The 12,651-nt window shown below is 71.2% G+C and carries 13 protein-coding genes; 6 read left to right on the top strand and 7 right to left on the bottom strand.

What is annotated here, in order from left to right:
• Window positions 1–70: 70 nt before the first annotated feature.
• Complete coding sequence (locus tag IEY79_RS25270) at window positions 71–3,499, top strand: S41 family peptidase (protein ID WP_189109881.1); 3,429 nt, start codon at window positions 71–73, stop codon at window positions 3,497–3,499.
• Window positions 3,500–3,581: 82 nt separating this feature from the next.
• On the opposite strand, the gene IEY79_RS25265 is transcribed toward IEY79_RS25270, so the two are convergent.
• The 4 genes from IEY79_RS25265 to IEY79_RS25250 all read right to left on the bottom strand — a co-directional run bounded on the left by IEY79_RS25265 (window position 3,582) and on the right by IEY79_RS25250 (window position 7,173).
• Window positions 3,582–3,794 carry a hypothetical protein gene (locus IEY79_RS25265; RefSeq protein ID WP_189109880.1) on the bottom strand — a complete coding sequence of 71 codons (213 nt, stop codon included), beginning with the start codon at window positions 3,792–3,794 and terminating at the stop codon, window positions 3,582–3,584.
• A 90-nt stretch (window positions 3,795–3,884) separates the two neighbouring features.
• Complete coding sequence (locus IEY79_RS25260) at window positions 3,885–4,766, bottom strand: SDR family oxidoreductase (protein ID WP_189109879.1); 882 nt, start codon at window positions 4,764–4,766, stop codon at window positions 3,885–3,887.
• Window positions 4,763–5,671, bottom strand: coding sequence for an alpha/beta fold hydrolase (locus IEY79_RS25255; RefSeq protein ID WP_189109878.1), 909 nt, complete (start codon window positions 5,669–5,671; stop codon window positions 4,763–4,765). Before IEY79_RS25255 ends, IEY79_RS25260 begins: the two co-directional genes overlap by 4 nt.
• Window positions 5,668–7,173, bottom strand: coding sequence for a flavin-containing monooxygenase (locus IEY79_RS25250; RefSeq protein WP_189109877.1), 1,506 nt, complete (start codon window positions 7,171–7,173; stop codon window positions 5,668–5,670). The genes IEY79_RS25255 and IEY79_RS25250 overlap by 4 nt, the downstream gene beginning before the upstream one ends.
• A 196-nt stretch (window positions 7,174–7,369) precedes the next feature.
• Between IEY79_RS25250 and IEY79_RS25245 the strand changes: the two genes are divergently transcribed.
• Window positions 7,370–7,987 carry a MerR family transcriptional regulator gene (locus tag IEY79_RS25245; protein ID WP_189109935.1) on the top strand — a complete coding sequence of 206 codons (618 nt, stop codon included), beginning with the start codon at window positions 7,370–7,372 and terminating at the stop codon, window positions 7,985–7,987.
• Between the two features lie 4 nt (window positions 7,988–7,991).
• Here the strand turns inward: IEY79_RS25245 and IEY79_RS25240 are convergent, their stop codons facing one another.
• Complete coding sequence (locus tag IEY79_RS25240) at window positions 7,992–8,792, bottom strand: exodeoxyribonuclease III (protein ID WP_189109876.1); 801 nt, start codon at window positions 8,790–8,792, stop codon at window positions 7,992–7,994.
• A gap of 40 nt (window positions 8,793–8,832) precedes the next feature.
• Between IEY79_RS25240 and IEY79_RS25235 the strand changes: the two genes are divergently transcribed.
• Window positions 8,833–9,309 carry a GNAT family N-acetyltransferase gene (locus IEY79_RS25235; RefSeq protein ID WP_189109934.1) on the top strand — a complete coding sequence of 159 codons (477 nt, stop codon included), beginning with the start codon at window positions 8,833–8,835 and terminating at the stop codon, window positions 9,307–9,309.
• 82 nt (window positions 9,310–9,391) lie between these two features.
• Here the strand turns inward: IEY79_RS25235 and IEY79_RS25230 are convergent, their stop codons facing one another.
• Window positions 9,392–9,799, bottom strand: coding sequence for a rodlin (locus IEY79_RS25230; protein ID WP_189109875.1), 408 nt, complete (start codon window positions 9,797–9,799; stop codon window positions 9,392–9,394).
• A gap of 191 nt (window positions 9,800–9,990) precedes the next feature.
• Window positions 9,991–10,401 (bottom strand): rodlin, encoded by a 411-nt coding sequence (locus IEY79_RS25225; RefSeq protein WP_189109874.1) that lies wholly within the window; start codon window positions 10,399–10,401, stop codon window positions 9,991–9,993.
• Between the two features lie 220 nt (window positions 10,402–10,621).
• Here IEY79_RS25225 and IEY79_RS25220 point away from each other — a divergent pair, with 220 nt between their 5' ends.
• From IEY79_RS25220 to IEY79_RS38215, 3 genes are all read left to right on the top strand, one after another.
• The gene (locus IEY79_RS25220) at window positions 10,622–11,032 is read left to right on the top strand and encodes a rodlin (protein ID WP_189109873.1); all 411 of its coding nucleotides are present in this window, start codon (window positions 10,622–10,624) and stop codon (window positions 11,030–11,032) included.
• Between the two features lie 284 nt (window positions 11,033–11,316).
• A complete protein-coding gene (locus IEY79_RS25215) occupies window positions 11,317–11,550 on the top strand; it encodes a chaplin (RefSeq protein ID WP_189109872.1) in 234 nt (77 codons plus the stop codon).
• 160 nt (window positions 11,551–11,710) lie between these two features.
• Window positions 11,711–12,610 (top strand): chaplin, encoded by a 900-nt coding sequence (locus IEY79_RS38215; protein WP_189109871.1) that lies wholly within the window; start codon window positions 11,711–11,713, stop codon window positions 12,608–12,610.
• Window positions 12,611–12,651: the final 41 nt, after the last annotated feature.

Here is a 12,651-nt window from a genome sequence, read left to right as displayed (position 1 = left end):
CGAACACATCCGGCCAACTCCTCTCCGGCCACGAGTTGCCGCGCCCCTCCCGCACGGAAAGCATTGGGGGGTGAGTGACGACGTCGCGTATCTCCGTTATCCGCATCTGCACGACGACTTGCTGTGCTTCGCCGCCGAGGACGATCTCTGGGTCGCCCCCCTCTCGTCGGCCAAGCACCGCCCGGACCGTGCGTGGCGGGTGACCGTCGACCGCACGAGAGTGGGGCATCCGCGGTTCTCGCCCGACGGCGGCCAGATCGCCTATACGAGCTGGCGCAGCCTGGATCCGGAGATCCATCTCGCGCCGGTGGCCGGCGGTCCGGCCCGCCGCCTCAGCTACTGGGGCTCCACCGACACCCGCGTCTGCGGCTGGACGCCACCGGACAAGGACGGCGCGGCACAGATCCTCGCCGTCTCCTCGCACGGGCAGCCCTTCTCGTACTACTCCTGGGCCTACAGCGTCCCCACCGACGGCTCCCCCGGCGGCAAACTCCCCTGGGGCCCGGTCGCCGACATCGCGATCGCGGACGTCGAGGGCGAGCGGCGAAGCCTGCTGCTCACCGGCAAGCCCCCGCACGAACCGGCCGCGTGGAAGCGGTACCGGGGCGGCGCCATGGGCCGGCTGTGGCTGCACGGTGAACGGCTGCTCGCGGATCTGCCCGGCCATCTCGACTGCCCGATGTTCGTGGACGGACGCATCGCGTTCCTCTCCGACCACGAGGGCGTCGGCAATCTCTACTCGACGCTCCCCGACGGCACCGACCTGCGCCGGCACACCGACCACGACGCCTTCTACGCCCGCCACGCCTCGTCCGACGGGCGCCGGGTCGTCTACCAGTGCGCGGGAGAGCTGTGGCTGGTGGACTCGCTGGAGCCCGACTCGGTGCCGCGCAAGCTGTCGGTACGGCTCGGCGGGCCGCGCGCGGGGCGGCGCACCTACCAGGTCCCGGCCGCCCATCACGTCGACTCGATCTCCGTGGACACCACGGGCCGGGCGAGCGCCGTCTCCGTGCGCGGCAGTCTGTTCTGGCTCACCCACCGCGACGGCCCGGCCCGCACGATCACGGACACACCGGGCGTACGGGTGCGGCTCCCCGAGATGCTGGGCAGCGGCGGCAAGGTCGCCTACGTCACGGACGCGGACGGCGAGGACGCGATCGAGATCGCCTATCTGCCGCGCGCGAGCGGCGACATGCCGCCGCTGCGGTTCGCCTCCGGGCGCGTGGGCCGCGTCCACGAGCTGATCGCGGACCCGGAGGGTGAACGGCTCGCGCTCAGCACGCACGACGGAAGGCTCTTGATACTGAGGGTTCCTGACGAGACATCAGGCGAAGGGGTGTCACGGAGCGCGGCTTCCTCCGACGCCGAGGGTCCCGCCGAGCCCGTCACCGAGCCCGTCGCCGAGTCCGTCGCCGACGACCTCACCGAGCTGATCCGCTCCGTCAACGGTCCCGTCACCGACCTCGCGTTCTCCCCGGACGGCGACTGGATCGCCTGGTCCCACCCCGGCGTCGGCCGCTCGCTGCGGCAGATCAAGATGGCGCGGATCGCCGACCGTACGATCGTCGATGTCACCAACGGCCGTTTCGAGGACGAGAATCCGGTTTTCACGCGGGACGGCCGATATCTCGCCTTTCTTTCCTGGCGCGGGTTCGACCCGGTGTACGACGTGCACACCGGTGACCTCTCCTTCCCGCTGGGCTGCCGCCCCTACCTCGTACCGCTGTCGTCGGCGACGCCCTCGCCGTTCGCGCTCCTCCCGGACGGGCGTCCGGCCGCCGGCGGCCTCGACCCGGTGGCGGTCGTCGCGTCCGACGGCACGGCCTCCGTCTTCGGGGGCACCTCCCAGGCCGAAGGCTCTGGGGGAGGGGCGGTCACGGTCGAGGTCGAGGGGCTCCCGAGCCGGGTCACTCCGTTCCCGGTCTCCGCGTCCAAGTACTCGGCCCTGCAACCCGTCAGCGGAGGCGGGCTGGTCTGGCTGCGCTGGCCGATCTCCGGCGCGCTCGGCGAGACGTTCGCCAACCCGGCCGACACCTCGGGCCGTCCGACCCTCGAACACTTCGACATCACCAAGGCGCGCAAGAGCGAACTCGTCGACCACCTCGACTGGTTCTCACTCAGCCGGGACGGCTCCCGGCTCGTGGTCGTGGACGACGACGACCTGCGCGCCGTGCCCGCCACCGAGCCGGGCGACGGCGACTCGACCGTCCATCTCGACCTGCGCCGCATCCTGCACGAGGTCGACCCCGCGGCCGAGTGGCGCCAGGCGTACGCGGAGGCGGGCCGCATCATCCGCTCGTACTTCTGGGAGCCGGAGATGTGCGGCATCGACTGGGACGCGGTGCTCGACCAGTACCGCCCGCTGGTCGAACGCGTCGCGTCCCCCGACGAGTTCGCCGATCTGCTGCGCGAGGCGCTGGGCGAGCTGGGCACCTCGCACGCTTATGTCACCCCCGCCCGCCGCAACGAGGGACCGCCGCACTACCAGCGCGCCATGGGCCTGCTCGGCGCCAACCTCGTCTGCCGGGACGGCGAATGGCTCGTGAAACGGATCCTGCCCGGCGAGTCGTCGGACTCCAAGGCCCGTTCGCCGCTGGCCGGTACGGGCATCCGTGAGGGCGCGGTCCTCACCCATGTCGACGGCCGCCCCGTCGACCCGGTGGCCGGTCCCTTCCCGCTGCTGTCCGCCGCCGGCGGTACGACGGTCGAGCTGACCTTCCGCCCCGCCGAGGACCTGTCACCGGGCAACGGGGGTACGCGGCACGGCGGTTCACGGCGCGTGGCGATCGTCCCGCTCATCGACGAACGGCCGCTGCGCTACCAGGACTGGGTGGCCAAACGCCGCGAGGTCGTCCGCGAGATGAGCGGCGGCAAGTGCGGCTACCTCCACATCCCCGACATGGGCGGCTCGGGCTGGGCCCAGTTCAACCGCGATCTGCGGCTGGAGGTGTCCAGGCCCGCGCTGATCGTGGACGTACGGGGCAACGCGGGCGGCCACATCAGCGAACTGGTCGTGGAGAAACTGACCCGGCGCATCCTCGGCTGGGACCTGACGCGCAACGCCCAGGCGGTGAGTTACGCCTCCAACGCCCCGCGCGGCCCGGTCGTCGCGATCGCGGACGAGGCGACCTCCTCCGACGGCGACATGATCACGGCCGCCTTCCGGCTGCTGAAGCTGGGCCCGGTGGTCGGGCAGCGCACCTGGGGCGGTGTGGTGGGCATGACGGGCAGGCACCGGCTGGGCGACGGCACGGTGATCACGGTGCCGATGAACGCGGCCTGGTTCGACGCCTACGGCTGGTCGGTCGAGAACCACGGCGTGGAGCCGGACATCGAGGTGCTGCGCACCCCGCTCGACTGGGCGGAGGGCCGGCACGCGCAACTCGACGACGCGGTGTGGGTGGCGCTGGAACTGCTCGCGAAGCAGCCCGCGGCGACCCCTCCCGGGTACGGCGACGTCCCGGACCGCCGCCGCCCCCCGCTCCCGCCGCGCCGCTGACGAGGCGCGGCTGACGTCGCGGGAAGAGGCGCACCCGGTGCACGGGCACCGGGTGCGCCTCTTCGTACGCAGGGCGGGCGGCTCAGGCGTCGTAGTTGTCGTCGAACCGGTCCCGCGCGTCCTGCGCCCGCTGCCGCGCCCTGTCCCGCTCGTCCCGCATCCGCTCCTGGTCCCCCGGGGAACGCTCGGACGACTGGTCCTTGTCACCGCCGCGCTCGGCGTTCTCGCGCGTCTTCTTCTTCGCCTGGTCGGCGAGCTGCTGCGACTTGTCCTTGAACTGGTCCGCGATACCCATGGGATCTCACTCCTGGAAGTCCGGTGGGGCCCGTGGACGACTCCCGGGCCCCGACCAGACTTACACGCCCCGACATACCGCGCATTTCGATCAGTTACGCTGCGTGCGGACCCGCTCGTCGGCCGCTCCGCCGGCGCCCACGAGCCCTTTGCGGACCGCTGCGAGCCGCGGTTCGAGCCCCCGCATCCGGCGGGACCCGACGGTCGCGACAAGGCCGGGGAGATGGCCCCGTACCGAGCGCATGCCCCGCAGCCACCACTGCGCGTACACATGCGCCGAGCGCCGCTCGATCCCCGACACGATGCGCTCGACGGCGGGCCCGAGCGGATACGTCTTGCCGGCCGGCCAGGGCAGCCCCTGCCGCATCTCGCGCATCACCTCGTCCTCGTCGGCGCCGCGCACCATGTCGGTGTCGGTCCACGACAGATAGCCGACGCCGACCCGGACGCCCTTGTGCCTGACCTCCGCGCGCAGGCTGTGGGCGAATGCCTCGACCCCCGACTTGGAGGCGCAGTACGCGGTCATCATGGGCGCCGGGGTGATCGCGGCGAGCGAGGCGATCTGGAGGAAGTAGCCGCGACTCTCCATCAGTACGGGCAGGAACGCGCGCGCCGTGACCGCGCCGCCGACGAGGTTCACCTCGATCACCCGCCGCCAGGCGACGGGGTCCGAGTCCAGGAACGGACCGCCCGCGGCGACACCGGCGTTGGCCACGACGATGTCGACCTTCCCGAACCGCTCCTTCACCTCCCGCGCCACGCGGACCATCGCGTCGTGGTCGGTGACATCGGCGTGCCAGTGCCCGCCCTCGGTGTGGAGCCTGCCCGCCACGTCCTTCAGCTCGTCGGCCTCCAGCCCCACGAGCGCCACCCGGGCACCGCGCGCGGAGAGTTTGCGGGCCAGCGTCTCGCCCACGCCACGAGCCGCGCCGGTGACGACGGCGACCTGCCCCTCCAGACGGACCCGGCTCATGCGGCGCTCTCCTCGGTCTCGTCGGCCGCGGCGCCGAGATGGTCGCCCGTCAGCCCTCGGAGCAGGGCGGTCACGGCCTCGGGCGCCTCCACGGGCGTCATGTGTCCCACGCCCGTGAGCTCGGTGAGGCCGACGCAGTCGGGCAGTTCCCCGGCGAGCCGGCGCGCCAGCACCGGCGGCGTCAGCCGGTCGGCCGTCCCCACGACCACCGCCGTGGGGACCCTCAACTCCCTTACGCCCGCGTCGAGATCGAGCGTGCCCAGCACATGCGACCAGGCGACCCGCACCGCGCGCGGGCAGGCGTGCACGATCCGCGCGCACACGGCGATCCGGTCCGGCGCCGCACCCGGCCCCATCGTCCCGTACCGCAGGAGCCGCTTCGAGACGGGCGTGACCGGGCCGAGCGGGCCCCGCGCGCCGAGGATCATCCGTGTCAGCCGGGTCCGCAGCCGCCCCGGCCGCATCGGCACCACCAGCGATTCGGCCACCAGGTCCGAACTGCCCGTGCTGCACAGGAGCGCCGCCGCCGCGTGCTCCCGGAGGGCCGGCCGGGCGGAGGCGGCCATCAGCGTCATACCGCCCATGGAGTGCCCGGCCAGTACGGCCTTCTCACCGGGCGCGAGGCACGCGCCCAGCACCGCCTCCAGGTCGTCGGCGAGCGCGTCGGTGCTGTAGCCGTGGCGGCCGACGGCGGGTGAACGCCCGTGTCCGCGCTGGTCGTAGACGATCACCCGGTGGTCCGCGGCGAGGTCGTCGATCTGCGCGGCCCAGAAGAGAGTCGAGCAGGTCCACCCATGGATCAGGACAATCGCGGGCGCCCCCTCGGAGCCGTACACCTCGATGTGCAGCCGCGAGCCGTCGGCGGATGTCGCCGTCAGCACACGGGAGTTGGGTGCCGTCGTCATCGAAGTGCCTCCCTGGCCTGTGTCTTCGCGTCCCGTGCCCGGACGACGTCGTACTCCCCGAGGTCCACGGTCCGCGTCGCCCTGCGGAACTCGGTCGTCGTCCCCGGCCAGATGGTGGTGTTGCGCCCGCTCGCGTCCAGATACCAGCTCGTACAGCCGCCGGTGTTCCACACGCTGCGCCTCATCCTCTCCTGTACGCGGCGGTTCCACGCCTCGACGGCCGCGGGTGTGGGGGCGAGCGCTGCGCCCGCCCCGAGCGAGCCGAGGGTGCGCAGATAGTCGCCGAGATAGCTGAGCTGGGACTCGATCATCAGGATCATCGAGGAGTTGCCCAGCCCGGTGTTGGGGCCGACGATCGTCATGAAGTTGGGGAAGCCGACGGCGGTCGCGCCGCGCAGGGACTCCATGCCGTCCTTCCACGCCTCGGCGAGCGTGATCCCGTCGGCCCCCACCACCCGTTCGGTGATGGGCATGCCGGTCACCCGGAAGCCGGTGGAGAAGATGATCGCGTCGACCTCGGTCCGGCTCCCTCCGGCCGCCACGACGGTCGACCCGCGCACCTCGGAGAGCGCTGACGCGACGACGTCGACGTTGGGCCGCGCGAGCGCCGGATAGTACGTACTGGACAGCAGGATCCGCTTGCAGCCGATCCGGTACGAGGGGGTCACCTTGGCCCGCAGCGCCGGGTCCTTCACGGCCCGCGCCATGTTCGCCCTGGCGAGCCGCTCCACGAGCCGCAGCTCACCGGGCCGCTTGGTGAACGCCTGGACCTGCAACTCCCTTATCCCCCAGAGCAGTCCGCGCCGCGCGGCGCCGGCGGCCGGCACCGTGCGGTACAGCCATCGCTCGGCCGGGGAGATCGGCCGGTCCGCGCGCGGCATCACCCATGGCGGGGTGCGCTGGAAGAGCGTCAGCCGCGCCACGTCGGGCTGGAGGGCCGGCACGATCTGGATCGCCGACGCACCGGTGCCGACCACGGCGACGCGCTTGCCCCGCGGGTCGAAGCCGTGGTCCCAGCGGGCGGAGTGGAAGACCTTGCCGGGGAACGAGTCGAGGCCGGGCACGTCCGGCACCTTCGGGTCCGACAGCGCCCCGGTCGCCGAGACCACGACGTCCGCCGTGAGGATCCCGCGCGAGGTCTCGATCTCCCAGTGGGCCGCCTCGCCGATCCAGCGCATCAGCAGCACCTCGTGGTCCAGCCGGATGTGCGGCCGGAGCCCGAAGGTGTCGGTGACGCGCTCCAGATACGCACGGATGTGCGACTGCCCCGAGAAGGTGCGCGGCCAGTCGGGGTTGGGCGCGAAGGAGAACGAGTAGAGGTGCGAGGGCACGTCGCAGGCGCAGCCCGGATAGTCGTTGTCGCGCCATGTCCCGCCGACCGAGCCGGCCCGTTCCAGGACGACGAAGTCGGTGATCCCGTCGCGCCGTAGCCGGACGGCGGCTCCCAGACCCCCGAACCCGGATCCGATCACCGCCACCCGTACATGTTCGTGCTTGGCCATGCCGCCGCCTCCCGCCGGGGTGCCTCCCGATAACCGCGCCAGTAATCACTGGCACTGTGGGGAGAGTAGGGCAGCTCCTTACTCGTGGGTAGGGGGCGGACGGGAAAAGTTACCGGCGGTACGAGCCAGGGGCGGGACCCGGCCGGGACATAGGCTGGCCGCCATGTCCGACCCGGAGGAAGTCCGCGAGTACCGCATGAAGGAGCTGGCCGACGCCGCCGGCATCACCGTACGTACGGTGCGCTTCTACCGCGAACGCGGCCTGATCCCGCCACCCCGCAGGGAGGGCCGGATCGCCTGGTACGACAGCCACCACCTGGCCAGACTCCGGACGATCGCCGCCCTCCTGGAGCGCGGCCACACCCTCAACGGCATCGCCGATCTCGCCACCGCCTTCGACAGCGGCCGGGACGTCGGCGAGGTCCTCGGCCTCGGCGAACCGACCGAGGAGACGCCCGTCCGCCTCACCCCCGAGGAGCTGGCCGACCACTTCGAGGGCGAGGTCACGGCGGAGAATCTGGCCACCGCCCTCGAACTCGGCTACCTCGCCACCGACGGCGACGACCTCGTCCACATCAGCCGCCGCCTCCTCGACGTCTCGGTCCGACTGGTCCGCGAGGGCGTCCCGCTGTCGGCCGTCTTCGAAGCGGGCCGCGAGGTCCGCGCCCACGCCGACGCCCTGGCCGAACTCTTCGCGACGACGCTCCAGGCCCATGCCCCCGAGACGCCCCCGGAGGTCCTGCGCCCGCTGGCCAAGAGCGTGGTGGACGCGGAACTCTCCATGGCGATGGACCGCCGCCTGCGAAAGACGTGACCGGCTACCCCAACTCGTAGGCGACGCTCACCGGCGCGTGGTCGCTCCACCGCTCGTCGTGCGTCGCCGCCCGCTCCACCCACGCCTTCACCGCGCGCTCCGCCAGGCCCGCCGTCGCCACCTGGTAGTCGATCCGCCAGCCGGTGTCGTTGTCGAAGGCGCGCCCCCGGTAGGACCACCAGGTGTACGGCCCGGTCTGGTCCGGGTGCAGGGCACGGACCACGTCCACGTACGACGCCTCGTCGAAGACCCGCGTCAGCCAGGCCCGTTCCTCGGGCAGGAAGCCGGACGCCTTGCGGTTGGCCTTCCAGTTCTTGAGGTCGGCCTCCTGGTGCGCGATGTTCCAGTCGCCGCAGACCAGCACTTCCCTGCCGTCCGCCGCGGCGCGTGCCTTGAGGCCGACGAGGTGGGCCAGGAACTCGTCCATGAACCGGATCTTCTCGTCCTGGCGCTCCGTGCCCACGTCACCCGACGGCAGATAGAGGCTGGCCACCGTCACACCGGGCAGGTCGATCTCGATGTACCGCCCGCTCGTGTCGAACTCGGCGCTGCCGAAGCCGGTCCGCACCCGCTCCGGCTCCCGCCGCGAGTAGAGCGCGACACCCGCGCGGCCCTTGGCCGCCGCGGGCGCGAAGACCGTGTGCCACCCCGCGGGCTCGCGCACCGCCTCGGTGAGCTGGTCCTCCTCGGCCCGCACCTCCTGCAGGCAGACCACGTCCGCCCCGGTCCCGGCCAGCCACTCGACGAAGCCCTTCTTCGCGGCGGCGCGCAGCCCGTTCACATTCACGGAAGTCACAGTGAGCATTCCGGCACCCTACCCAGCCTCTACCATCGGTGCCGTGGCCATCCAAATACGTCAGGTCCCCTACGACCACCCCGACGCCGCGAAGCTCGACGCCGAGGTCCAGCTCGAATACGCGGCTCGCTACGACAGCGAGGGGGACGCCACCGTCCTCCACCCCCGGATGTTCGACCCGCCCGGCGGCATCTACCTGCTCGCCTACGACGCCGACGACCGCCCGGTCGCCACGGGCGGCTGGCGCTCGCAGGCCGCCAACGACGAGGGCTACTCGGACGGCGACGCCGAGATCAAACGGATGTACGTGACGGTGGAGGCACGCGGCCTCGGGCTCGCCCGCCGTATCCTCGCCCGGCTGGAGGAGAGCGCCCGCGCGGCGGGCCGTACCCGCATGGTCCTGGAGACGGGCACCAAGCAGCCGGAGGCCATCGCGCTCTACCGCTCCAGCGGCTACACGGACTGCTCTAAGTTCGGCTACTACCGCGACGACCCGCTGAGCATCTGCCTGGCCAAGCCGCTCTGAGAGCGGTTCCGGTCCGCCGCGTCCGGACACGGCAGAGCCCGGCCCGGCAGCCGAGCTGCCGGACCGGGCCTGGACGCGAACGTCAGCGGTTGTTGACGCCATTCGCCGAGAGGACCGGGATGTCCTCCAGGATGTGCGACAGGGGCTCGTCACCCTTCGCCTGAGTCGAGTTCTCGGTGCACTGCTGGTTCTGCGGGGAGGACAGGACGTTGATGTCCTGGAGCGCGATCGGCGTGGCACCCACCAGCGAGGCGAGGTTGGCCTTGACGGGCAGTCCGATGCAGGGCTTGTTGAGCGTGCCCTGCACGAGGCTGAGCTGCGGGCTCATGTCCCCGTGGGTCTCCGAGTTGCCGAACTCCTGCTCGGCACCGTTACCGCTGAGCGACGTCGTGCCCGTGTCGTTGCCGATCGCCAGCGCCGGCGAAGCGGTGGCGGCGAGACCGCCGACCATCGTGGCCGCTACAGCAGCGGTAGCCCACAGCTTGTTCATTTTGTTGCCTTTCCGAAAAGTCGGACTCCACCGGTGGAGCGCCGATTTGTTCAACTAGCCACGCGACGTTTGGTTGCGTGCGGTCCCCCGAACGGCCCATAAGACATATCGCCACGTCGCGGCGAGGATGAAAAACACCGGGCCACCGCGGAATTCGGCGGTGGCCCGGCAGCGGAAATTCAGCGGCGATATCAGCCGTTGCCCGCACCATTGGCCGACAGGATCGGGATGTCGTTCAGGAGGTGTGACAGGGGCTCGTCGCCCTTCGCCTGCGTCGAGTTCTCGACACACTGCTGGTTCTGCGGGGAGGACAGGACATTGAGGTCCTGGACACCGATCGGCGTGGCACCCACCAGCGAGGCGGCGTTGATCTTGGCCGGAAGACCGATGCAGGGCTTGTTGAGCGAGCCCTGGATCAGCGCCATCTGCGGGCTCATGTTCCCGTACGTCGCGGAGTTGCCGTAGGCCTGCATGGCACCGTTGCCGCTGAGCGACGTGGTGCCGGTGTCGTCCCCGACGGCGAAAGCGGACGGCGCGGCCGCGGCCGACATGCCGACCACGGAGGCGGCGACGGCCGCGGAGGCCAGAACCTTCTTGATCACGATGAGTCCCCATTCTGAAGGATGCCCCAAGTCCCCGGGGCGCCATGAGCAACTCCATCGCCCAGGTTTAGTTATCGCCCTTCACTCCAACGGCCGATTAGGCACTCAATCGGCCCACGCAACGGCCCGCAATCCGAACGGGTGAAGCAGCGGAACCAAACCAGGGGCATTCGGTTGGGCAGGCCGCACGACCTGCATTTCTTGAGAAAAGGAACCAACCGTGATCAAGAAGATTCTGGCGGCCGCCGCGGTCACCGCCTCCGTGGTCGGCGTCTCCGCCGCGGCCGCGGCGCCGGCGCTCGCCGTTGGCAACGACACCGGCACCACGTCGCTCAGCGGCAACGGCGCCAAGCAGTCCTTCGGCAATTCGAAGACCCACGGGGACCTGAGCCCGCAGCTCAGCCTCGTGCAGGGCTCGCTCAACAAGCTCTGCATCGGTCTCCCGGCGAAGGTCAACGCCGCCTCGCTCGTGGGTCTCACGCCGATCGGGGTCCAGGACCTCAACGTACTGTCCTCCCCGCAGAACCAGCAGTGCGCCGAGAACTCGACGCAGGCGAAGGGCGACGAGCCCCTGTCGCACCTCCTGAACGACATTCCGGTCCTGTCGGCCAACGGCACCGGCAACGGCTGACAGTCATTGCCCGTCCGGCCCCCATTCCGGGCGGACTGAGGCCGGCCAGGCGAATTCGCCCCGGCCGGTCTCAGTTTCATTTGAAGGTGTTGACCGGCTCATTCGCCGCGCACACAGGGCAATTCACGGGGCGATCGGGTGAACCAGCAGAACCCATAAATCAGGGCAGTTTCCTGACAGGCGCGTACTCGTTGGAGTTCCAGCAGCGGCGGTGCGGGCTGTCACAGCCGTGCTCGCGTAGCACGAGAGCCGTGCGCGCGAACCGTTGCGGAAAGGGCTCAACCATGAATGCCAAAAAGGCTGCCACCCTCGTCGCGGGCGTTCTCCTGGCCGTCGGTGCCGCCACGCCGGCCGTCGCCGACGCGGGCGCGCAGGGTGCCGCGGTGAACTCACCGGGCCTCCTGTCCGGAAACGTCGTCCAGATCCCCGTACACATTCCCGCCAACGTGTGCGGCAACAGCGTCAACGTGCTCGCTCTGCTGAACCCCACCTTCGGCAACGCCTGCGCCAACGCCTGACACGCATGAAGTGTGCGCATCACCGCGCACAGGCGCCCCTCGGGGGTGCAACCCGGGGCCGGTCCCGACCGCGTACGGCGATACGCGCGTCGGGGCCGGCCTCGGTCGACACAGAAACACCGACGCACCGGCGACAACACCGGCGACACAGGAGAACCAGATGCGAGAACTCATCGGCAAAGGACTGCTCACCGCCGCGGCGGCGTCGAGCGTGCTGTCCCTGAGCGGTGGATACGCCCAGGCCACCAACGGCGAGGCGGCCGCGGCCGGGTCCCCGGGGCTGCTGTCGGGCAACAGCGTCCAGGCCCCCGTCGAGGTCCCGGTCAACGTCTGCGGCAACACGGTGAACCCCGTGGGCGTCGGCAACCCCTCCTTCGGCAACAGCTGCGCCAACTCCTCCGGTGCGCACGCGTCGTCCAAGCCCCGGCCGGCCCACGACGCGCGGCCCCAGGCCCCGCACTCCGAGCCCGCGCCCCACACGGCCCCCACCCGGGACACGCACGGCGGCGACGCCGGCTCGACGCACGCCGGCAAGCCGTGGGAGAACGGTGGCGGTTCCGCACCGGCCAAGCACGAGTACCGCCCCGACGAGTCAGGCGCCACCCCCGCCCACCACTGGGACGGTCCGGACCACGCCGGCTCGTCGGCCTCCGGCGTCGCGGCCAACTCACCGGGGCTGCTGTCGGGCAACCTCGTCCAGGCCCCGCTCGACATCCCGCTGAACATCTGCGGCAACAGCATCGACGTGGTCGGTGTGCTGAACCCCGCCTTCGGCAACGCCTGCGTGAACGGCGCGGAGGTCGAGCCCCCGCACACCCCGGGCGAGCCGACCGACCCCCGCAACCCGCCGAGGCCGCCCGTGGAGCCCCCGGCCGTGCCGGAGAACCACACGCCGATCATCCCGGAGCAGCCGCGGGCCGTAGAAGAGGGAAACTTCGTCGACCAGTTGGCCGAGACCGGCACGGACGCGAACCTGCTGGCCTCCGCCGCCGTGAGCGCCGGCCTGCTGATCAGCGGCGGCATCCTCTACCGCCGCAGCAGGGCGGCCGCCCGCCGCTGAGTCCCTTCCGACCCTCCGGCCCGTAGGCCCCCGGCCGCCGG

The sequence above is a fragment of the Streptomyces camponoticapitis genome (assembly GCF_014646115.1).
GTDB classification, from domain to species: domain Bacteria; phylum Actinomycetota; class Actinomycetes; order Streptomycetales; family Streptomycetaceae; genus Streptomyces; species Streptomyces camponoticapitis.
This window is presented reverse-complemented; position numbering and strand designations above follow the sequence as displayed.